The organism is Rhizobium lentis (assembly GCF_014200175.1).
GTDB classification, from domain to species: Bacteria; Pseudomonadota; Alphaproteobacteria; order Rhizobiales; family Rhizobiaceae; genus Rhizobium; species Rhizobium mulingense.
Window position 1 is genome coordinate 90,795 of the sequence record NZ_JACHBD010000007.1, and the last position, 19,440, is coordinate 110,234.

17 protein-coding genes are annotated in these 19,440 nt (G+C 60.7%); 7 read left to right on the forward strand and 10 right to left on the reverse strand.

Annotation, left to right across the window (positions count from 1 at the left end; translation table 11 throughout):
- Positions 1-248 precede the first annotated feature (248 nt).
- Together GGI60_RS17655 and GGI60_RS17660 are read right to left on the reverse strand one after the other, a co-directional pair.
- Entirely contained in the window at positions 249-638 is a 390-nt protein-coding gene (locus tag GGI60_RS17655) for a DUF4345 domain-containing protein (protein WP_183917256.1), read from the reverse strand.
- A 79-nt stretch (positions 639-717) separates the two neighbouring features.
- Entirely contained in the window at positions 718-2,934 is a 2,217-nt protein-coding gene (locus GGI60_RS17660) for a primosomal protein N' (protein ID WP_183917258.1), read from the reverse strand.
- Between the two features lie 200 nt (positions 2,935-3,134).
- Between GGI60_RS17660 and GGI60_RS17665 the strand changes: the two genes are divergently transcribed.
- Positions 3,135-4,067, forward strand: a complete 933-nt coding sequence (locus GGI60_RS17665) for a dihydrodipicolinate synthase family protein (RefSeq protein WP_183917260.1) — start codon at positions 3,135-3,137, stop codon at positions 4,065-4,067.
- A 3-nt stretch (positions 4,068-4,070) separates the two neighbouring features.
- Here the strand turns inward: GGI60_RS17665 and GGI60_RS17670 are convergent, their stop codons facing one another.
- Both GGI60_RS17670 and GGI60_RS17675 read right to left on the reverse strand, forming a co-directional pair.
- The gene (locus tag GGI60_RS17670) at positions 4,071-4,553 is read right to left on the reverse strand and encodes a GNAT family N-acetyltransferase (protein ID WP_183917262.1); all 483 of its coding nucleotides are present in this window, start codon (positions 4,551-4,553) and stop codon (positions 4,071-4,073) included.
- Between the two features lie 13 nt (positions 4,554-4,566).
- Complete coding sequence (locus GGI60_RS17675; protein ID WP_183917264.1) at positions 4,567-5,517, reverse strand: GNAT family N-acetyltransferase; 951 nt, start codon at positions 5,515-5,517, stop codon at positions 4,567-4,569.
- 139 nt (positions 5,518-5,656) lie between these two features.
- On the opposite strand from GGI60_RS17675, the gene GGI60_RS17680 reads away from it, so the two are divergent.
- Both GGI60_RS17680 and GGI60_RS17685 read left to right on the forward strand, forming a co-directional pair.
- Entirely contained in the window at positions 5,657-6,592 is a 936-nt protein-coding gene (locus GGI60_RS17680; RefSeq protein WP_183917266.1) for a tyrosine recombinase XerC, read from the forward strand.
- A 161-nt stretch (positions 6,593-6,753) separates the two neighbouring features.
- The gene (locus tag GGI60_RS17685; RefSeq protein ID WP_183917268.1) at positions 6,754-7,830 is read left to right on the forward strand and encodes a TraB/GumN family protein; all 1,077 of its coding nucleotides are present in this window, start codon (positions 6,754-6,756) and stop codon (positions 7,828-7,830) included.
- A gap of 273 nt (positions 7,831-8,103) precedes the next feature.
- Here GGI60_RS17685 and GGI60_RS17690 read toward each other — a convergent pair whose 3' ends face one another.
- The 6 genes from GGI60_RS17690 to GGI60_RS17715 form a co-directional block, all read right to left on the reverse strand.
- Positions 8,104-8,850, reverse strand: a complete 747-nt coding sequence (locus tag GGI60_RS17690; protein WP_183917270.1) for a ribonuclease activity regulator RraA — start codon at positions 8,848-8,850, stop codon at positions 8,104-8,106.
- A gap of 21 nt (positions 8,851-8,871) precedes the next feature.
- Positions 8,872-10,035 carry a mandelate racemase/muconate lactonizing enzyme family protein gene (locus GGI60_RS17695; protein WP_183917271.1) on the reverse strand — a complete coding sequence of 388 codons (1,164 nt, stop codon included), beginning with the start codon at positions 10,033-10,035 and terminating at the stop codon, positions 8,872-8,874.
- 31 nt (positions 10,036-10,066) lie between these two features.
- Positions 10,067-11,164, reverse strand: coding sequence for an ABC transporter ATP-binding protein (locus tag GGI60_RS17700; protein WP_183917704.1), 1,098 nt, complete (start codon positions 11,162-11,164; stop codon positions 10,067-10,069).
- A gap of 11 nt (positions 11,165-11,175) precedes the next feature.
- Positions 11,176-12,066, reverse strand: coding sequence for a carbohydrate ABC transporter permease (locus GGI60_RS17705; RefSeq protein WP_183917273.1), 891 nt, complete (start codon positions 12,064-12,066; stop codon positions 11,176-11,178).
- Positions 12,063-13,022, reverse strand: a complete 960-nt coding sequence (locus tag GGI60_RS17710) for a carbohydrate ABC transporter permease (protein WP_183917275.1) — start codon at positions 13,020-13,022, stop codon at positions 12,063-12,065. Before GGI60_RS17710 ends, GGI60_RS17705 begins: the two co-directional genes overlap by 4 nt.
- Before the next feature lie 73 nt (positions 13,023-13,095).
- Positions 13,096-14,574, reverse strand: coding sequence for a sugar ABC transporter substrate-binding protein (locus GGI60_RS17715; protein ID WP_183917277.1), 1,479 nt, complete (start codon positions 14,572-14,574; stop codon positions 13,096-13,098).
- Between the two features lie 205 nt (positions 14,575-14,779).
- On the opposite strand from GGI60_RS17715, the gene GGI60_RS17720 reads away from it, so the two are divergent.
- Genes GGI60_RS17720 through GGI60_RS17735 form a run of 4 tightly spaced genes read left to right on the forward strand, consistent with a single transcriptional unit; the run spans position 14,780 to position 19,347 of the window.
- Positions 14,780-15,490: a GntR family transcriptional regulator gene (locus tag GGI60_RS17720; RefSeq protein ID WP_183917279.1), complete on the forward strand. Its 711-nt coding sequence runs from the start codon at positions 14,780-14,782 to the stop codon at positions 15,488-15,490.
- A gap of 53 nt (positions 15,491-15,543) precedes the next feature.
- Positions 15,544-16,710 (forward strand): mandelate racemase/muconate lactonizing enzyme family protein, encoded by a 1,167-nt coding sequence (locus GGI60_RS17725; RefSeq protein ID WP_183917281.1) that lies wholly within the window; start codon positions 15,544-15,546, stop codon positions 16,708-16,710.
- Between the two features lie 60 nt (positions 16,711-16,770).
- Positions 16,771-18,132: a mandelate racemase/muconate lactonizing enzyme family protein gene (locus GGI60_RS17730; protein WP_183917283.1), complete on the forward strand. Its 1,362-nt coding sequence runs from the start codon at positions 16,771-16,773 to the stop codon at positions 18,130-18,132.
- Positions 18,133-18,147: 15 nt separating this feature from the next.
- Positions 18,148-19,347: a mandelate racemase/muconate lactonizing enzyme family protein gene (locus GGI60_RS17735; RefSeq protein WP_183917285.1), complete on the forward strand. Its 1,200-nt coding sequence runs from the start codon at positions 18,148-18,150 to the stop codon at positions 19,345-19,347.
- Positions 19,348-19,440: the final 93 nt, after the last annotated feature.

Below are 19,440 nucleotides of genomic sequence, written 5' to 3' on the forward strand. Positions count from 1 at the left end.
CCCTGATTTCAATCCAAAATCCGGCTCTCGGCGGGCGCCGAACCTATGATCTTGAATTCGTTTTGATTTCCCCCAGAAATCACAAGAGAAGCCTCTTGCTTCTTCCGAAATTCGGGGTCCGTCTAACATAGGATGTTCGGACTCGCAACACGCGTAATGGCCGAATACGCCTTTCGCATGAATTTCTGTTCGCAAAATTGCGCAATGGCCTGAACGCGGGCCGCGCAAGCCGCCATCGCCGGAAAAATTTACGTCTGGACGAAGCCGAAAACATACAGCAGCGGCAGTGCCGCGATAATCGCTTGCACAACCAGAAGTAAATAGTTGAGGTACGTACTCCCCTTATCTGACAGGATGGAGACGATGCGGGCAAACGCGGCCATGGCGAACGCCGCTCCGAAGGCGGTATAAATCAGCGGCTGAGCCAGCACGACGGCACCGAGGCCAAGACCGAGATAGAAGCCGCCCATCGATCGGACCTCGCTGAAGCCTTCACGCCGCTCGCCGCGCGGCGCCAGGCCGAAGACCCTCATCGCAAGACCCGGCGCAAACATGATGACGAAGCCGGCAAAGGCCGTAAAAGTGGCTGCGCCGAAGGCAAGCTGCTCACCAAATTCCGTCGGAAACTCAAATTCCATGCCTCGACCCCAAATCATCCGCTGATTCTGCGTTTATGCCATGATCGGCCGGATCCGGAAACGCGGCGCGCGGAACGATCTACAGAAAGCTCTGCGGATCGATATCGAGCTGCACCTGCACCGATCCGCGCTCCTTCGGCGATTGCGACAGCATCGTCCGCAGGAAGCCCTGCATGTCGGAGTTGCGCCGTCCGTGCACCAGAAGCCGGAAGCGGTGGCGGCCGCGCACCAGCGCAAGCGGCGCCTCCGCTGGGCCGAGCACCGTGATTCCGGACACTTGGGGCGCTGCGTTGCGCATGCCGCGCGCATGGTTTTCAGCGTCGTGGCGAGTTTCAGCCGAGACGATGATCGAGGCCAGCCGGCCAAAGGGCGGTAGCGCCGCGCGTTCGCGCTCGGTGATCTCGCGCTCGTAAAAGGCATCGGAATCGCCTGATACGATCGCCTGCATCACGGGATGCTGCGGCTGGTAGGTTTGCAGCAGCCCATGGCTCTTGAGGCCGGTACGCCCGGCCCGGCCGGTCACCTGCGACAGAAGCTGGAAGGTACGCTCGGCCGCGCGCGGATCGCCATTGGCAAGGCCGAGATCGGCATCGATGATGCCGACGAGAGTCATCAGCGGAAAATTATGGCCTTTGGCGACGAGCTGGGTGCCGATGACGATATCGGCCTCGCCCTTGGCGATGGCATCGAGCTCCAGCCGCAGCCGCTTCACCCCGCCCATGATATCCGAGGATAGAACGATCGTGCGCGCCTCGGGGAAATGCCGCTCCACCTCTTCGGCGATCCGCTCGACGCCAGGCCCGCAGGCAACGAGATGGTCGAGCGTGCCGCATTCCGGGCATGCTTCCGGCGTGCGCTCGGCATGACCGCATTGATGGCACTGCAGCTGCTTGCGGAAACGATGCTCGACCAGCCAGCTGGAACATTGCGGGCATTGGAAGCGGTGGCCGCAGACCCGGCAGAGCGTTAGCGGCGCATAACCGCGTCGGTTGAGAAAGAGCAGCGCCTGTTCGCGCCGCTCCACTGTCTTGCCGATCGCCCGGATCAGCACCGGCGACAGGAAGCCGCCCCGCTCCGGCGCGTGCCTGCGCATATCGATGAGATGCAGGTCGGGCAGCGCCGCATCGCCGAAGCGCGTCGGCAGATGCACGGTTGTGTAGCGCCCGTTCTGGCCGTTGACCTGGCTTTCGACCGACGGCGTCGCTGACACCAGCACAACCGGAAAATCGCCGATACGGCCGCGCACCACGGCCATGTCGCGGGCATTGTAGAACACCCGATCCTCCTGTTTGTAGGCGGGATCGTGCTCCTCGTCGACGATGATGAGGCCGAGATCCTCGAAAGGCAGGAAGAGCGCCGAGCGGGCGCCGGCCACGACGCGCACTTCGCCGGTCACCGCCTGACGCCAGACTTTTTCGCGCATGCGCGGGGCGAGGTCAGAATGCCATTCGGCGGGTTTTGCCCCGAAGCGATCTTGAAAACGCTCCATGAAACTGGCCGTCAGCGCGATTTCCGGCAGCAGGATCAGCACCTGCCTGCCACGTTTCAGCGTCTCGGCGATCGCCTCGAAATAGACCTCGGTCTTGCCGGAGCCGGTGACGCCGTCGATCAGCGACACGGCAAATTCGCCCTTGCGAACGTCGGAGACGATCTCTGCGGCCGCCTCTTTCTGCGGCCCTTCGAGACGTGCGGCGGCAAAATCGGGATCCGGCATCGCCACGACAGGCGGCGGCGGCAGGAATATCGTCTCGAAGATACCGAGCGTGATCAGCCCGTCGACGACGCTGGTCGAAACGCCCGCGGCATGCGCCAGGCCGCTGCGCGTCCAGGACAAGCCGTCGGAAGCGGTCTCGAGCACCCGGGCGCGCGCCGGCGTCAGCCGCTCCGGCTCGCCGCCGACGAACTTCAGCCCCTCGATCATCGGCTCGGGCTCGAAGGCGTTCGGCGCCCTCAGCGCCATGCGCGCGACTAGACCAGGCGGGGAGAGTGTATAGGCCGCCACCCAGTCGATGAAATCCCGCATCTCCTTGGAAAGCGGCGGGCAGTCGAAGACATGGCTGATCGGGCGGAGCTTCTTCGGATCGACGCCATCCTCGCCGCCGTCCCAGACGACGCCGATCACCTGTCGCGGCCCAAGCGGCACCTGCACGACCGAGCCGGGCTCGACCGCCATGCCATCCGGCACCGAGTAGGAATAGGGTTTCGGCGCCGGCATCGGCACCAGCACCGGAACCGTTCGGTTCAGGGGGGGTGCTTCGAAGAGCGCGCCAAAGAGATCGGACGAATCTGTGCTCATCGGGCGAGACCATGCCCGCAAATCGATGCAATTGGAACCGCACATCTTGCGCGGAATGCGGATTGCGACGGTTTCGCCAGGATCGCCCCGTATCCTCAAGAAAAGGTTGCCGGACGAACGATTGGCCGCATAGATTGCCGGAGAGGTTCAATCGGAAATGCCGAAGCGCTGTTCTTCGGCCGCTGAATTGGAGCGCGCGAATGGCCAGACTGACCGAAGACGCCAAGGGGGTCTATGTGATCGCCGTAACCCCATTCACCGACGACGGCACGCTCGATCTCGACAGCATCGACAGCATGGTCGACTTCTATGAGGGCGCCGGCGTCACCGGACTGACGGTGCTCGGTCAGCTCGGCGAGGCCCAGAAGCTGACCGCTGAGGAATCGCGGACCGTGGTCGAGCGTGTGCTGAAGCGCCTCGACGGGCGCCTTCCCGTCGTTGTCGGCGTGTCGGCGCCAGGGCTTGCGCCGATGCGCGAACTCGCCGAAGCCGTCATGGGCGAAGGTGCGGCCGGTGTCATGGTCGCGCCGCCCTGGACCGTCAAGACCGACGACCAGGCTTTCGCCTTCTACCAGTCGGTCGGCGAAGCCCTCGGCGAGACACCTTTCGTGCTGCAGGATTATCCGCTCACCACCAATGTGACGATTGCGCCCAAGGTTATCGAGCGCATCATCAACGAGGTGCAAAATTGCGTCATGCTCAAGCACGAGGACTGGCCGGGCCTTTTAAAGATCACTGCGCTCCGCGCCGCCAGCGATAGCGGCGCCATGCGGCGCATCTCCATCCTTTGCGGCAATGGCGGGCTTTTTCTGCCCGAAGAGATGGGCCGGGGCGCCGATGGCGCCATGACCGGCTTCTGTTATCCTGAGATGATGGTCGGCGTCGTCGCCGCCTATGCAGCCGGAAATCTCGATCGCGCCCACGAGATCTTCGACGCCTATCTGCCGCTCGCCCGCTACGAACAGCAGCAGGGCATCGGGCTTGCCTCCCGCAAATACGTTCTTGCCAAGCGCGGCGTCATCAAGTCCGCCACCCTGCGCAAGCCGGGCGCCAGGCTTTCGGCGCTCGATATTGCCGATGTCGAGCGGCTGCTGGCCCGCCAGGCCATTCGTCTCAAGGAGATCGGGGCCTGAAGCTTAAAGCGTAGAGAACGAGCCTGAAACATCCTGACCGGAGGGAATCTGGGCAATTTCGAGATAAAGCGTATCGCCGTCCGGCGCGTAAGGTCGAAACCCGAGAGCCGCCCAGAATTTGGCTGCGTCTGGATTACCCGGATGAACGATGACGACACTGCAGAAATCCCGCGCGTGATTGAGCAGCGCCAGGGCCAGCAGCCGGCCGATGCCGTGCCCGCGCATTTCGGGACTGACGTAGAAACGCCGCATCCGCAACGCTTGGGATAGGGCGGGTTCGACGGTCACACCCCCGACGCCGGCAAGCGCCTGCCCGACATAGGCGCCAAGCAGAATTTCGCCGTCACGTTCGAATCTGATGTCGCCGGCCGACCATTCGTCGATAAGGCGGGCGATATGGAGATGGCCCTCCCGCCGGGCCTCGCTTTCGAGGTCGGCGATCTCCCGCGGCAATCGATCTCGGATCACGCGGATGTCGACCGACATGGCAAAAACCTATTTAGACCGCAGGAACGGCAAGCTCGCGAGACGTTGTCGCAGCCGGAAGGCTGACCGGCACGAAGGTCGCGTCGGCATCCGCCGCCATATCGTGCACCGTGTGTTTCTCCAGTGCCTTCGTCACCTCGTTGAGATCGCCATCGAGATGTTCGGCGGGAATGAGATTACCGATTACGAAATCGAAACGGTCGCCGCGCTTGTTCAACAGTTCATGAAAGACCGTCATGTCGCGCAGTTCCGTCGACCATTTCGCCAGCCAGTAGAACAGGCCGGAATTGCGCGCCGTCATGTGGACCGGAAGGATCGGCAGATTGTATTTGCGCGCCAGCCCGACCGCCGACGTCTTCCATGGACGCTCGTTCAGCCGACCGTTCGCCCAGTAGGCGATACGCCCTGATGGAAAGAGCACCGTCGCCTTGCCTTCCCTCACGGCGTGGTTGGTCAATTGCAGCGTCTCACGCGCCTTGAGCTTGCTCTTGTGCTCCTCCCGCCACTCGACCGGGATGACCATCTCTGCGAACCGCGGATTGACGCGGATCGCATCGCGATTGGCAAAGAACATCATGTCGGGCCGGCGCGTTTTCAGGAGGTCGAATACGGCGACACCGTCAGCAATGCCAGTCGGATGGTTGCTGACGAGGATGAAGCCGCCAGTCTCGGGGATGCGCTCGCCATTGGCGATGCCGATATCGAGCTTCAGCACGCCGCTCAGATATTCGAACGACTGGAAGCCCGGCATCTTGGCGACCGCATTGGCAAATTCGATCGCCTTGTTGTAGCGCAGGAGCGTGTAGAGGAACGGCCGCATGACGGGCCAGAGCGGATTTTTGACGATCCTCTGGCCGCGTTCGGCAATCAGCGTGTCGACGATATGACCGGGCTTTCCCTGTGAAACAAGAGCGATCGCTTCCGCGAGTTGTCCGAAAGCCGTCATGGAATCGCGCCGTGCCATGAAAGATCCTGTCTATGGGGTATAAAGCTATCGCAGTAGAATATGATCTAGGGATGACAAGGTTCGGCCGGCATTAGCAATTCCATAACCCTTCCTGCTTCAAATTGGCGGACTTGAAGGCAAATTCAAGGCCAGCGACGTGAATGAACTGCTTGTTATCGCCGACCCGCGCCTGATGGCGGAACGCGCCGCGTGGCTGGAAAACCTCGCGCGTGAACGCCGTCTTTCCGAGCATACGCTCGATGCTTATGAGCGCGACACCCGCCAGTTTCTGACCTTCCTGACCGGCCATCTCGCCGGCCCGGTGACACTTGGCGACATCAGGGAACTGCGTCCTGCCGACTTCCGCGCCTTCCTTGCCGCGCGGCGCAAGCAGGGCTCCGGCGCCCGTTCTCTCGGGCGCAACCTGGCCGGCCTTCGCTCACTGTTGCGCCATCTCGAAAAGAAGGGCCTGGTCAATGCCGCGGGTGCTGCCGCGATCCGCTCGCCGAAACAGCCGAAGTCGCTTCCCAAGCCGCTGTCGGACACGCAGGCGGTCACCGTCGTCAGCAGCGAGGCCCAGCTGCATGACGAACCTTGGATCGCCGCGCGCGATGCGGCTGTCATGACGCTGCTCTACGGCTGCGGCCTGCGCATCTCCGAGGCGCTGGATCTCGTTCCTGCCGACCTGCCGAACGGTGCGGCGACGCTGCGCATCACCGGCAAGGGCAACAAGACGCGGCTGGTTCCGCTGCTACCCGTTGTGTTCGACGCGGTCGAGAGATATCGCGCGCTCTGCCCCTATCATCTCGAAAGCGGCGCTCCGCTGTTTCGCGGCGCCCGCGGCGGCAAGCTGCAGGCGGCGATCATCCAGCGCGCCATGCAGAAGCTGCGCGGTGCCTTCGGTCTGCCGGAGACGGCAACACCCCATGCGCTTCGCCACTCCTTCGCCACCCACCTGCTTGCCGGCGGCGGCGATCTGCGCACCATCCAGGAATTGCTCGGCCATGCCAGCCTCTCGACGACACAGGTCTATACCGGCGTCGATGCGTCGCGCCTGCTTGAGGTGTATGATCGGGCCCATCCGCGCGCTTGATTCATGGTTGCAACAGCAGCACGCGGCCTATCAGCAAGCTCAGCGCCCATGAATCTGACGTAATGCGATGCGCTAAGTTTTCGTTAACGCATTCTCTTAAAGGATTATGCGCAAGCCGAGCGTAGAGCATGAAGCATAGGGCATGTGACCGGAACATCACCATGACAACATCAATCGGCCGCCGGACCTCTTTCCTCGCAGCATCCGGCAACCTGCTGCTCTGGTTGATTGCAGCCTTCCACATGCTGCTTCTTGCGGCGCTGTTCGTCGCCTTCCTGGCCGCGCGGCCGGCGTCGGCCGAAGACGGTGCCTGCACCGGCCGCAATCTGATGATCGATCTGCAGCAGAGCGACCCCACCCGCTACGCCGAGGCGGTAAAGGAAGCCGAGGCCGTGCCGAACGGCAAGGGCATCTTCTGGAAGATCGAAAAGGCAGGGCTTGCGCCGTCATGGTTGCTCGGCAGCATGCATGTCACCGATCCTCGCGTGCTGGCCCTGCCGCCGCGCGCCAAGGCAGCCCACGACGCCGCCGATACGATCATCATCGAATCCGACGAAATCCTCGATGAACGCAAGGCGACCGCCGCCCTGCTGGCGCGGCCGGAGCTGACGATGTTCACCGATGGGACGACGATCGACAAGCTGCTGTCTACCGAGGATTACAAGCGGCTGGAAGCCGGCCTCAAGCAGCGCGGAATCCCGCTCAGCGCCGTCTCCCGCATGCGGCCATGGATGATATCAAGCGCCGTCGCGCTTCCGGCCTGCGAACTCGCCCGCAAGGCCAAGGGCGTGCAGTTCCTCGACCAGAAGATCGCCACCGACGCCGTTGCCGAAGGCAAGCAGGTCAAGGGGCTGGAGACCCTCGCCGAACAGATCCAGGCGATGGCCGACCTGCCGGTCGAATTCCATATGAAGTCGTTGATCGAGACGCTGGAACTCGGCGACAAGATGAGCGACGTCGTCGAAACGATGACCGATCTCTACCTTTCCGGCGATATCGGCATGACAATGCCGATGCTGAAGACCGTGACGCCGCCGAATGAAGACGAGGCCGGCGACTACGCCGCCTTCGAACAGCGCGTCATCCTCGATCGCAACAAGGTGATGGCCGAGCGCGCCGCTCCCATTCTCGACGGCGGCAACGTCTTCATGGCCGTCGGCGCCCTGCACCTGCCCGGCCAGGGCGGCGTTATCGAACTGCTGCGCAAGCAGGGTTTTAAGGTGACCGCCGTAAACTGAGTCGAGTAGGCGCCAAGCCGAGCGTCATCCGCCGCAGCACATTGGTTTTCCTACAGAACTGACGGACGAGGGCCGCGACATGCACCATGATCAGCGCCGAGAGAATGATCTTCAGGACGTCCGCACGGATTGAAGAAAACCAGCAGCGCGATCATCCAATGAAGGAAGGGTGGTTGAGACTGTAAGCCATGGTGGACGGCTGCTGCATTCTCTTGACCGTTTTCAAATGTTCATCTCTGCGATTCCTACAACTGGACTAAGAGTAATCCGTGGCTAAGTTGTTCCCAAGCGGTTGGTTTTGCGCCACTCTTCGTACTCTGCGTGGGCATCGTTATGCAGCGGATAGTAGCGCTGCAACGATCCTCCCTCCATCAGCTTCGCTCGCGAGAACTCCTCCCAATCGTGATGCTTTTGCGCTTCTTCGATCACCTTCGGGGCCATTGCGACTGGAAGCACCACCACCCCGTCATCGTCGGCGATAATGATGTCTCCGGGGATTACCGTGACACCGCCGCAGGCTATCGGAACGTTGACGGCGTTCGGAAAGATGCCGGTCTGCACATGATAATTGGGCGTCCAGCCGCGCAGCCATAAAGGGAGATCTAGCTTCTCGACATTGGGCCGATCGCGCATGCACCCATCGATCACGATGCCGGCGCCGCCTCTGCCCTTGAAATATGTCGACATCATATCGCCGAAGACACCCGAGCTCATGTCACCGCGCGCGTCGACCACAACCACATCGCCTTCCTGCACGTGATAAAGCACATGGCGGTGTAACTGCGTCTCCGGATCTGCATATTCCCCCTCGGTGAAGAGATCCGGCCGCTGCGGCAAGAATTGAAGCGTCAGGGCCGGTCCGACGATCGACTTCCCGTGATTCTGCGGCACGGGACCGACCATGTGCGGATTGCGGAAGCCCATGTGGCCAAGCGTGCCGGAAACCGTCGCGGCGCCGATTTCCCTCAGTGCTTCGATCAGCTCTTTGGGCGGTCGCGTAATGTCGGGCGTATTCGTCATTTTGGGCTCCGGTAAATGAAACTACCAGTTTGTGACAGAACCGTCGCGGCGTTTCAGGTGGGGCGCCTCCCAGAAACGAAAGCTCTCCGCCTTGACCGCCTCTTCGTTGACCTCGACGCCGAGACCCGGCAGATCGCTGACCGGATAGTTCGGGCCGTCGAGTCGTGGTTGCACGGGGAAGAAGTCGGAATTATCGAAGCCGAGCTTCGCTTCGGGCGCCCTGGTCTCGAGCCAAGCGAAATTCGGCACCGCGGCGGCGAGATGGATGGTCGCGGCCGTGCAGACTGGGCCGAGAGGATTGTGCGGCATCAGGTCTACATAGTGCGCCTCGCTCCAACCGGCGACCTTCATCGCTTCGGTGAGCCCGCCAACATTGCACACATCGAGCCGGTTGAACTGATGGATGCCACGCTCGATGTAGGGCAGGAATTGCCACTTGCTGGCAAATTCCTCGCCGACAGCGAACGGGATGTCGGTCATCGTGCGCAGGGATTCGTAAGCCTCGGGTGTCTCGTCTCTTATCGGCTCCTCGAGAAAATCAAGCACGCCGCGGCTCAGCTTGTTGCAGAAGCTCGCCGCCTCTGCCACCGATAGCCGATGATGGTAGTCGATGCCGAGGACGACCTCGTCGCCGAGCGCCTCGCGCGCCTTGTTCAACATAGTTGCGGTAGCGCCGATCGACTCTCGTGGCTCAAAGATGTCGTTGCTGCTTTGCCCGATGGGGAAGAATCGTATCGCCAGCCACCCCTCTGCGTGCAGTTCGCGGGCTCGTTCGATGGCAACATCGCCCTCGGCCTCGTCGCCTGTCGAGGCGAAGGTCGGAATACGGTCGCGCTGCTTGCCGCCCAGCAGGTCGTAGACCGGCACGCCCAGCGCCTTGCCCTTGATGTCGTGAAGGGCAATATCGATGGCGGAGATCGCCGCCTGCAGAACGCGCCCGCCTTCGAAATATTGGCTGCGATAAAGCTCCTGCCAGATCCGACCGATCTGCATCGGGTCGCGGCCGATGAGAAACTCGCGATAGTGCTCGATCGCGCCGGCCACCGCCTTCTCGCGACCGCTCAAGCCGCTCTCGCCCCAGCCGAAGATGCCGCTGTCGGTCTCGATCTTGACCAGCATCTGGTTGCGCGTTCCGACCCATACTGGATAGGGTTTGATCGCCGTGATTTTAAGCTTCGTAGTCATTCATGCCTCGTTTTCGCATGCACCCCTGATCTCAGTTGGTCTTGAGGGCCATTTCTGTTTCGCCGTCGAACAGGTGCATCCGCTCCTGATCGAACTCGAGCCAAATCTGTTCATCGGGCGCGACGGCAATGGTCGGCGGGACACTGACATTGACGATGGCGCCTGACAGGAACGCCTGTACGAAGGTGACGTCGCCGGTCGGCTCCACCGTATAGGCCTTGGCGGGGATGCTTCCAGGCATCGCACTCTTGTGCAGCTTGATCGTCGAGTGACGTGCGCCGAGCACGACTTTCCTGGTGGTCGCCCTCTCGACCTTCCGGGCGTTGGTTGGCGAGAGCTCGAGGCGCCAGCCCTCCGCGCTGGTCAACACGGTGTTGCCACCTGCCGTTGATGCCTCCAGCGGAACTAGGCTCATCGCCGGGCTGCCGACGAAGCTCGCGACGAACATGTTCACCGGATGGGCAAAGACCTGCGCCGGTGAATCATATTGCTGCAGGTAGCCGCCGTTCATCACGGCCATCCTGTCGGCCATGGTGACCGCTTCGAGCTGGTCGTGCGTCACGTAGATGATCGTCGCCTTGAGGTCCTGATGGAAACGCTTGATCTCAGACCGCATCTGGACGCGCAGCTTTGCGTCGAGGTTCGAGAGGGGTTCATCCATCAGGAATGCCGCCGGATCGCGAACGAGGGCACGGCCCAGCGCCACGCGTTGTTGTTGCCCGCCCGAAAGTTCGCGCGGCTTGCGCTCCAGCAGCTGCGTCATGTCGAGCACGCGCGCTGCTTCCTTGACCTTCTTGTCGATCTCGTCCCTTGGCAGTTTGCGCATCTGCAGCGGGAACGCCAGGTTTTTGTAAACCGATTTCTGCGGATAGAGCGCGTAGTTCTGGAACACCATTGCGATGTCCCGGTCCTTGGGGTCGAGGTCATTGACCACCCGGTCGCCGATGACGATGTCGCCAGATGTGATGGGGATGAGCCCCGCCACAAGATTGAGCGTGGTTGTCTTGCCGCAGCCTGAAGGGCCGACGAGCGCAACGAATTCGCCGTCGTTGACCGTCAGCGAAACATTGTTGACAGCTTTGAAGCTGCCATAAGTCTTGACCAGATCTTTAAGGACCACGTGGGCCACCGCCAACTCCCCTAGTGCTTGACTGCGCCTTCCGTAAGCGCCCGTACGAAGTATCGTTGCAGGACGAGGAACAGGACCACGACGGGCACGCTCATCATGAAGCTGGCCGCCATCAGGCCCGGAAAGTCCGTTGTATTTTCAGAGAAGAAGCGCTGGATGCCGACCGGCAGTGTCAACTGTTCGTTCTTGGAGAGAAAGGTGTAGGCGTAGATGTACTCGTTCCACGCGCCGATGAAGGAATAGATCGCGGTGGCGATGATTCCAGGCGCCGAGAGCGGCATCACGATCAGGAAAAAAGCCTGGAACCGCGTTGCCCCGTCGATGCGCGCCGCCTGTTCGAGTTGCACCGGGATGTTGTCGTAGAAGCCCTTGAGGAGCCAGATTGCCAGCGGCAGACCGAAAGTGAGGTAGGTGAGGACGAGCGACCCATGCGTGTTCACCAGCCCGATCGCGCGCATCAGGATGAAGAGCGGAACGAGAAAGATCACTGCCGGGAACATATTGCGAAGCAAAACGGTGAAGAACAGAAAGTTGCGGCCAGGGAAGGTGAAACGCGAAAACGCGTAGGCCGCAGGAACTGCAACAATCACCGAAAGAATGGTCGTGGCGGTGGAGACGAAAAGGCTGTTCCAGAAGAAGCGTAGGAAGTCCTGGCCGACGCTGTTTTGCGGATCGAGCAGCTTCTGGTAGCTGGCAAGGGTGGGTTGGTCCGGCCACCATTGCGGCGGGAATTGCATGGCCGCGAAGCCGGACTTGATCGAGGTGATCAGCATCCAGACCATCGGCAATGCAGTGTAAAGCAGCATGAACACCAGGAAGATGCGCCCACCCCACCGCCATCCATCGATGCGGATACGGCGATGGGACCGGCTTCTATGAGTGGCCTCGGCAATTGTGCTCATGCGCTCCCATCCTTCTGCTCGTTGCCGCTGAGCGCACGAACGTAGAAGTAGCCGAGCGACATCAGGATCAGGAACAGCAGCACCGAATAGGCCGATGCTACCCCCCAGCGCTGGCGGCCGAAGGCGAGCTCATAAATATGGGTGATCCAGATATGCGATGCGTTCGACGGTCCGCCGCCGGTCATGATCCAGGGGATGATGAAAGAATTGAAGTTGGCCACTGCCAGCAGAAGGATTGTCACCGTCGAGACATTTCTCAAGTGCGGAAAGGTGACGTGCCAGAACCGCTGCCATGCATTGGCGCCGTCGACTTTTGCGGCGCGCAACAACTGGTCAGGAACCGTCTGCAGGCCAGCCATCATCATGATCATGGCAAACGGAAACTCTCGCCAGATATTGACGACGATCAGCGAGGGCAGCACGGTGCTGACGCTGTCGATAAAATTCGGCGGCCGATCGGCCCATCCGAGGCCGACCAGCACCGCGCCGATTATCCCAAAGTCCGAATGGTAGATCCACTTCCAGATATAGGACGCAGCGACCGCGCTGATGACCCAGGGAATGATCAGGATGGCCCGCAAAATGCCGCGGCCGACAAAGTCGCGATGGAGCGCCAGTGCGCAGGCGAACCCCAGGACAAATGAAATGAGAGTGGACCCCAGTGTCCAGATGAGAGTGTTCGAGGTGACTTTCCAGAACACCGGACTTGTCAGGATGGCGGTGTAGTTGTCGAGGCCGACAAAAATCTTGTCCCGGAGCTGCAGGCCAGGCGGCGTATTGAAGAACGACAGTTCGATTGTGTAGTAGATCGGGTAGGCGATGACGATGAGCATCACGGCGATCGCGGGAAGCACGTACGCATAATCAGCGCGATGCTCCCAGATGTTTCGCAGTGCGCCTGACCCGTCGGGTCGCAGTCTTCGGTGAGCCTCGGCCTTGCCAGTCAAGATCGTCACTGTGCGGTGCCCTTATTCTTCGGAACAAACCGGCTGCAATCAAAGGTGCAGCCGGTCAGATCGTCAGGATGATCTAGAGTCCGCCGTCCATCAGGTCTTTTACCTTCTTGGCTGCGTCGTCCGCTGCTTGGTCGACTGTCATGGCCCCGGTCAGGGCATTCTGCAGCATGTCCGGGACGATGATGTTCATGATCTCCGGCGACTGCGGCAGCGCCGGGAACGGGATGCCGTAGGGCAGCATCGAAGTCGTGACATCAAGAAACTTGATGTTATCGAGGCGTTCCTTCATCCACTTGGTCTTGAAGCCGTTAAGGTTGCCGGGGTTCGAGCCGGCATAGGCCATCTTCAGCGACCATTCGGGGCTTGTCCACATGCAGATAATGGCTTTTGCAGCCGGCTCGTCTACCTTGCCGCCTTCGACATATTCGGGCTTCAGAATGTGGATGTTGGAGCCGCCAAACACGACGGCACGCTTGCCGTCTGGACCAGTCGGAATCAGGCCGTAGCGCATGTTGTCGATGACGGTCTGCGCTTTTTCCTTATCGCTGCCCGTCGTCTTCTTTTGCAGGTCGAGCATGACGTTGTAGTCGGACGGGTGCGAGATCATCATGCCGAGCTGGCCAGCGAGGAAGAGCGGCTGGTTGTCGGCCTGCTGGTTGGTCAGCGCCGAAACGGGAACCGACTTATCGCGAACATACATATCGTAGGAGGCTTGCAATGCCGCCTTGCTCTGCGAACTATTGAGCTGGACCTCCTTATAGGTCGGGTTCGCGGTCGCTTCGTCGAAGACGCCGCCGCCATAGGCCCACAGCTGCGGCATGAAGCGGTATGGTGTATTGCCGGCATTCTTGCGAGCCACGAGGCCGTAACCGGCAACGCCGAGCTTGTCGTGGATCTGCTTCGAATACTTGACCACATCGTCCCAGGTTGCCGGTGCCTTGTCCGGATCGAGACCTGCACGCTTGAAGATGTCGGCGTTCCAAATGAACGCCATCGTCTCGTTGTTCGTGGGAATGCCGTATGTCACCCCCTCCCAAGTCACCGCCTTCATTGCGCCGGGCCAGAAATCCTCGGTCGAATATCCAACATCCTCGGGTTTGAGCGGCTCCAAATAACCCTTTGAGGCGAACTCGGTGCCGCCCAGGATTTGCAGGCGGACCGCCATGGGCGCTGCATTGCCAAGGAGCGCGGTCCGGAACTTGTCCAGCAGGTCGTTATAGGTGAGGGCTTGTTCCTCAAGCTGAATGTTTGGATAGGTTTTGCGGAAGGTCTCGAAGAACTCCTTGTAATATTGGCGCAGGAGGTCGGGGTCGCCCTCGAACACGCCCTGATACCAGAATGTCAACCGCCCCTTATAGTCGAGGGGGGTGACCTTGCCGCAATCGGCCGCCGTATCGAACTCCTGCGTGCCGGCAATGGAGCGCACATATTGCGGTGACCACTGGCTCAAGTCGACCGGCGCGCTGAACGCAGGCACGGACATCAACGTTACCATCAAAGCAGTGGATACAGTGCCGCGTACAACGACACCGCCGAGCGAAAGACTCATCATAGGTATTCTCCCAGGTTTTTCCCAAGCCGCTCTGCATTGAGGCGATCTTGCTCCCAGGTCGTGGGATTCTCCCACTTAATGTATCCCTTCGACCTTATCGTACGTTTTCATGTCAAGGATTGTCTGTCAACTAAAGAAAATCGTACATTGTTTTGAGAGGTTTTGCATGATATCCCCTGAATGTGTGTATGGATTGGGGACGGTCTTGACCGAAACAAGTGAATTCAAAGCGCAGCCGCCCGAGGGGATCGACGCTACAGGGGCGTCGAGCGAGGGTGCGTCTGTTTACCAACTGATCAGGGACGACATCATCGAAGGGCGGCTCGCGGCCAACGAGCGGCTCGTCGTCACCGATCTCGCCCGGCGCCACGGCACCTCGACCAACCCCGTGCGGGAAGCTTTGCAACTGTTGCGCGGGGAGGGCTTTGTCACCTTCGTTGCCAACCGCGGAGCGCGCGTGCGACCCATCGATCAGGACTTTGTTCGGGATATTTACGAAATAGGCGTTTTGATCGAGCCGTCACTCACGCGCTGGTTCGTGAATATGGCGACGGTGGAGGACATTGCTGAGCTCGAACGCATCCAAAGCCTCATTGAAGAGAACAACTTTTCCGACACGGTAAGGCACAGCGAACTGGACACCGCCTTTCATACCATCATGTACCGGAAGCACTACAATCGCCATGCCGCCGAGCTTTGGTGGAAGCATCGCGAAGTGCTTCGAGCCGTGAGCCGCCGCTTCGATTTTACGCTTGCCCGGCGTGCAGCGATCCTGAGCGAGCATCGCGAGCTCATTGCGCATGTCAAAGCCGGAAGGGCGAACGAGGCAGGCGAACTTATTGCGCGCCATGTCGAAGGCTCGGGGCGGCACATCCTCGAACACATGCGCGCGCGCAACGCCGCTCGGGCAGGATAAATGCTTGGGCATGAATATCGTTACCCGGAACACTTCAGGTAAAGGCAGTTGAGATGAAAATCACCAGCGTTCGGCCGTGGCTCATCAGATCGGATGCTTCTTATTGGGGAGAGTTTCTATTTGTCGAAGTGACGACCGACGAGGGCGTGAGCGGCTGGGGAGAGATCACCACGACGACAAGGCTCGCCAATCGCGCCCTCTGCACGATCTTGCGGCAGATCGGTGCCTCTTTGACCGGCGAGGACCCGGCGCGTATCGAATATCTGTGGCACAAGATCTTCCGCAGCTTCACCTACATGGGCAGCCGCGGCGCCGCCGTCGAATGCGTCAGCGCCATCGACATAGCCCTTTGGGACATCCGAGGCAAAGTGCTTGGCAAGCCGATATACGAGCTGTTGGGCGGACCCGTGCGCGATGAAATCGCGCTCTACACCCATCCCAACCAGGCCAAGTTTACCAGCAAGGAGGCGGTGGTCCGCGAAATTCGAGACATCGTCGAGTCCGGTCACACAGCGCTCAAGTTCGATCCTTTCCCCTACCAGGGCAGCGCCGTTGATGGACAGGCTCGCGAACAACGAAACGGCTACCTCGATGGCAGCATGACCCGCAAGGATGAACGCGAAGCCGCCGAACTCACGGCCCTGATCCGCGAAACGGCGGGTGCTGACGTCGACATCCTCATCGATGCGCATGGCCGGTTCGACGTTCCCACCGCCATTCGCCTTTGCCGAAGCCTCGACGAAGCCGGCCAGATCGATTGGTTCGAGGAGCCCTGTCCACCGGAGAGCCTCAACGCTCTCAGGCAGGTCCGCGAGAAGGTCAGCGCCGCTATTTCCTGGGGCGAACGCGGCCACACGAAATGGGATTTCGTGCCGGTGCTCGAAAACCGGCTCGCCGACTATATCATGCCTGACGTCACCTGGACCGGCGGCATTACCGAACTCAAGAAGATTTCCGCCCTGTGCGAAGCCTACTACATCCCGGTCTCGCCGCATGACGCCGCAGGGCCGATCAACGTAGTTGCCGGAGCCCAGGTGATGATGACCGTTCCCAATTTCTACAGACTCGAAACGTCAGAGTGGAACCTCGGCAAATACGATCACCTGATCGACAGACCGCTCGATGTTTCGAACGGCAGCCTAAAGCTTACACCGAGGCCCGGTCTCGGCGTTGAAATGAACCGCGAGTACCTTCAAAGCCACGAGATAGAACTGGACTAGCAACGCTCTCTGCCGCCCCGTGCGCGTTGACGAGCCCGCCCACCGAAGCGAGGATAAATCATGCCCGAAGCATACGGAGCCGACGAGGCGCTCAATCGGGTGAACACGCATTCCAAGCCGTCAGACCTTCGCATCACCGACATGCGGGTGGCCGAAATCACCGGAGCGCCGTTCGCCTCGGTGCTGCTGAAGATTTACACGAACCAGGGCATCATCGGGCTTGGGGAAGTGCGCGATGGTGCCAGCGCCACCTACGCGCTGATGCTGAAGAGCCGGTTGCTTGGCGAGAACCCTTGCGACATCGACCGCCTGTTTCGCCGGATCAAGCAGTTCGGTGGCCACGGCCGGCAAGGCGGCGGCGTATCGGCGGTTGAAATCGCCTTGTGGGATCTTGCCGGAAAGGCCTATGGCGTCCCCGTCTACCAGATGCTCGGCGGCCGTTTTCGAGAGAAAGTGCGCGTCTATTGCGATACCGACGCAGCGGTGGCGAGCGGCACCGCAACGGGCAAGCGCCTCAAGCAGCGCATGGAGCTCGGCTTCACCTTCCTCAAGATGGATCTGGGTTTGATGCAGATCGCCGATGTGCCCGGTGCGGTCGTCTTTCCTGCCGGTTCACTCGAAGGATACCGAAACGTTCCCGTTCGGGGGCCGCTGAAAACCATAGATGAGCGGCGTATGCGCAACGCTGCGTACGATCTGCATAACGTGCCGCACCCGTTTACCGGCCTGCACTTTTCAGACAAGGGCCTCGATCTGCTTGAGCAATACATCGCCGAGGTCCGTGAGGTCATCGGCATGGATGTGCCGCTGGCGATCGACCACATCGGCCATATCTCAATGCAGAATGGCATTCGCTTTGCCAGGCGAATTGAAAAATACGTGCCGGCCTGGCTCGAGGATGTCATCCCATGGCAGTACACCGAGCAGTACCGGCAACTGCAGGACTCCACGACTGTGCCAATCTGCACCGGCGAGGACATATACCTCAAGGAGGGCTTCGAGCCTCTGCTCAAGAGCGGCGGCGTCTCCGTGATCCACCCGGACCTGCTCACCACCGGAGGCATCCTCGAGACCAAGAAGATCGGCGACATGGCGCAGGACCATGGTGTCGCCATGGCCATACACATGGCAGAAAGCCCAATCGCCGCGATGGCCGCCGCACACGTCGCGACGGCGACCGAAAACTTCATGGCGCTCGAATACCATTCCGCTGACGTGGACTGGTGGGACGATATTGTCACCGGCCTTCCCAAGCCGCTGGTAAAGGACGGCTTTATCACTGTTCCGGACAAGCCTGGCCTCGGGATTGACGACGTGGTCGACGAGGTGATCTCGCAGCATCTGCAGCCGGGCGTTGCCGGCATCTGGCAGCCTACGGATCATTGGGACGATGAGTATTCCTGGGATCGCACCTGGAGTTGAACGGACGGACCTAAGATGAAGATCACCGACCTGCGCTGTGCCGTTATCGGCAGACACCCGATCGTCCGCATCGCTACCGACGAGGGCCTTTATGGCCTGGGCGAAGTCGAATTCACCAAATCCTACCTCAAGCCCTTTGTGCTGCATTTCCGCGAGGCGCTGATCGGCGAGGACCCGACCGACGTCGAGAGAGTGATGCTGAAGATCCGCCAACGCGGCTCTTTCAAGCCGTATGGCGCGGCGGTGAGCGCGATCGAGCATGCGCTTTGGGATATTGCCGGCAAGGCCGCGGGCGTGCCCGTCTATAAACTCCTCGGCGGCAAGGTGCGGGACAAGGTGCGCGTCTACAACGGCTCGGTCCGCCAGAAGCGAACCGGCGACCGGCCGGAAGATTACGCCGCTGACGTCAAATGGATGATGGAGCAGCCGCAGAACTTCTTCATGATCAAGCAGGGCATCTCCTTCCATTCCAACATGAAGGACACCATCGAGGGTTTCCACTACGGCGTGACCCAGAAGAAGGCCGGCTATCACGGTGCCATGGATCAGGGCGTGATCAGCGAGCGCGGTTTCAACCACATGCTCGACTGCGTGATCGCGATGAAGGAAGTGCTGGGCGACAGGGTCAGCCTGGCGCTCGACTGCGGCCCGGGCTGGATGCTGCCGGATGCGATCAGGTTCGCTCGCGCCGTCGAGAAGTACAACTTGATGTGGCTCGAGGACATGCTGACTGGCGACTACGTGCCGTGGGTCAATCCGCAGGCCTATCGGGAGCTGACGACCTCCACCTCGACGCCAATCCACACTGGTGAGCAGATCTACCTCAGGCACAATTTCAAGGAACTGATCGAGACACAGGCAGTCCGCGTCATCGGCCCCGATCCAGCCGATATTGGCGGCATTGCCGAGCTCAAATGGGTCGCCGAACACGCCTACATGCACTCGATCCTGATGGCACCGCACGGCACGGCCAACGGCCTGCTCGGCCTCGGTGCGTTGATCAATGTCTGCGCGACATTGCCGGCGAATTACGTCGCGTTCGAATATCCGACTGCTTCGGACCCCTGGTGGGAGGATCTGGTTATCGGTTTGCCGCCGCAGATCGTGAAGGACAGCATGGTGGACCTACTGGAAGCACCCGGGCTGGGTCTCGACATCGACGCTGAAGCGGCCGGGAGATATCTCAGGGAAGAGGATGCGGGCTTTTTCGACTGAACCTCCCTCCGCCTGTCGCGGCCAGCTTGTCGGGCGCCGTAATAGAACCAAAACAGCCGCCTGCCTCGCAGCAAGCGGCTGTTTGCTTTGTGA

Bases quoted from the DNA above. Each gene is read 5' to 3' on its own strand.
- GGI60_RS17655 (WP_183917256.1), bottom strand. From the start codon at position 638: ATGGAATTTGAGTTTCCGACGGAATTTGGTGAGCAGCTTGCCTTCGGC.
- GGI60_RS17660 (WP_183917258.1), bottom strand. From the start codon at position 2,934: ATGAGCACAGATTCGTCCGATCTCTTTGGCGCGCTCTTCGAAGCACCC.
- GGI60_RS17665 (WP_183917260.1), top strand. From the start codon at position 3,135: ATGGCCAGACTGACCGAAGACGCCAAGGGGGTCTATGTGATCGCCGTA.
- GGI60_RS17670 (WP_183917262.1), bottom strand. From the start codon at position 4,553: ATGTCGGTCGACATCCGCGTGATCCGAGATCGATTGCCGCGGGAGATC.
- GGI60_RS17675 (WP_183917264.1), bottom strand. From the start codon at position 5,517: ATGGCACGGCGCGATTCCATGACGGCTTTCGGACAACTCGCGGAAGCG.
- GGI60_RS17685 (WP_183917268.1), top strand. From the start codon at position 6,754: ATGACAACATCAATCGGCCGCCGGACCTCTTTCCTCGCAGCATCCGGC.
- GGI60_RS17690 (WP_183917270.1), bottom strand. From the start codon at position 8,850: ATGACGAATACGCCCGACATTACGCGACCGCCCAAAGAGCTGATCGAA.
- GGI60_RS17695 (WP_183917271.1), bottom strand. From the start codon at position 10,035: ATGACTACGAAGCTTAAAATCACGGCGATCAAACCCTATCCAGTATGG.
- GGI60_RS17705 (WP_183917273.1), bottom strand. From the start codon at position 12,066: ATGAGCACAATTGCCGAGGCCACTCATAGAAGCCGGTCCCATCGCCGT.
- GGI60_RS17715 (WP_183917277.1), bottom strand. From the start codon at position 14,574: ATGATGAGTCTTTCGCTCGGCGGTGTCGTTGTACGCGGCACTGTATCC.
- GGI60_RS17725 (WP_183917281.1), top strand. From the start codon at position 15,544: ATGAAAATCACCAGCGTTCGGCCGTGGCTCATCAGATCGGATGCTTCT.
- GGI60_RS17730 (WP_183917283.1), top strand. From the start codon at position 16,771: ATGCCCGAAGCATACGGAGCCGACGAGGCGCTCAATCGGGTGAACACG.
- GGI60_RS17735 (WP_183917285.1), top strand. From the start codon at position 18,148: ATGAAGATCACCGACCTGCGCTGTGCCGTTATCGGCAGACACCCGATC.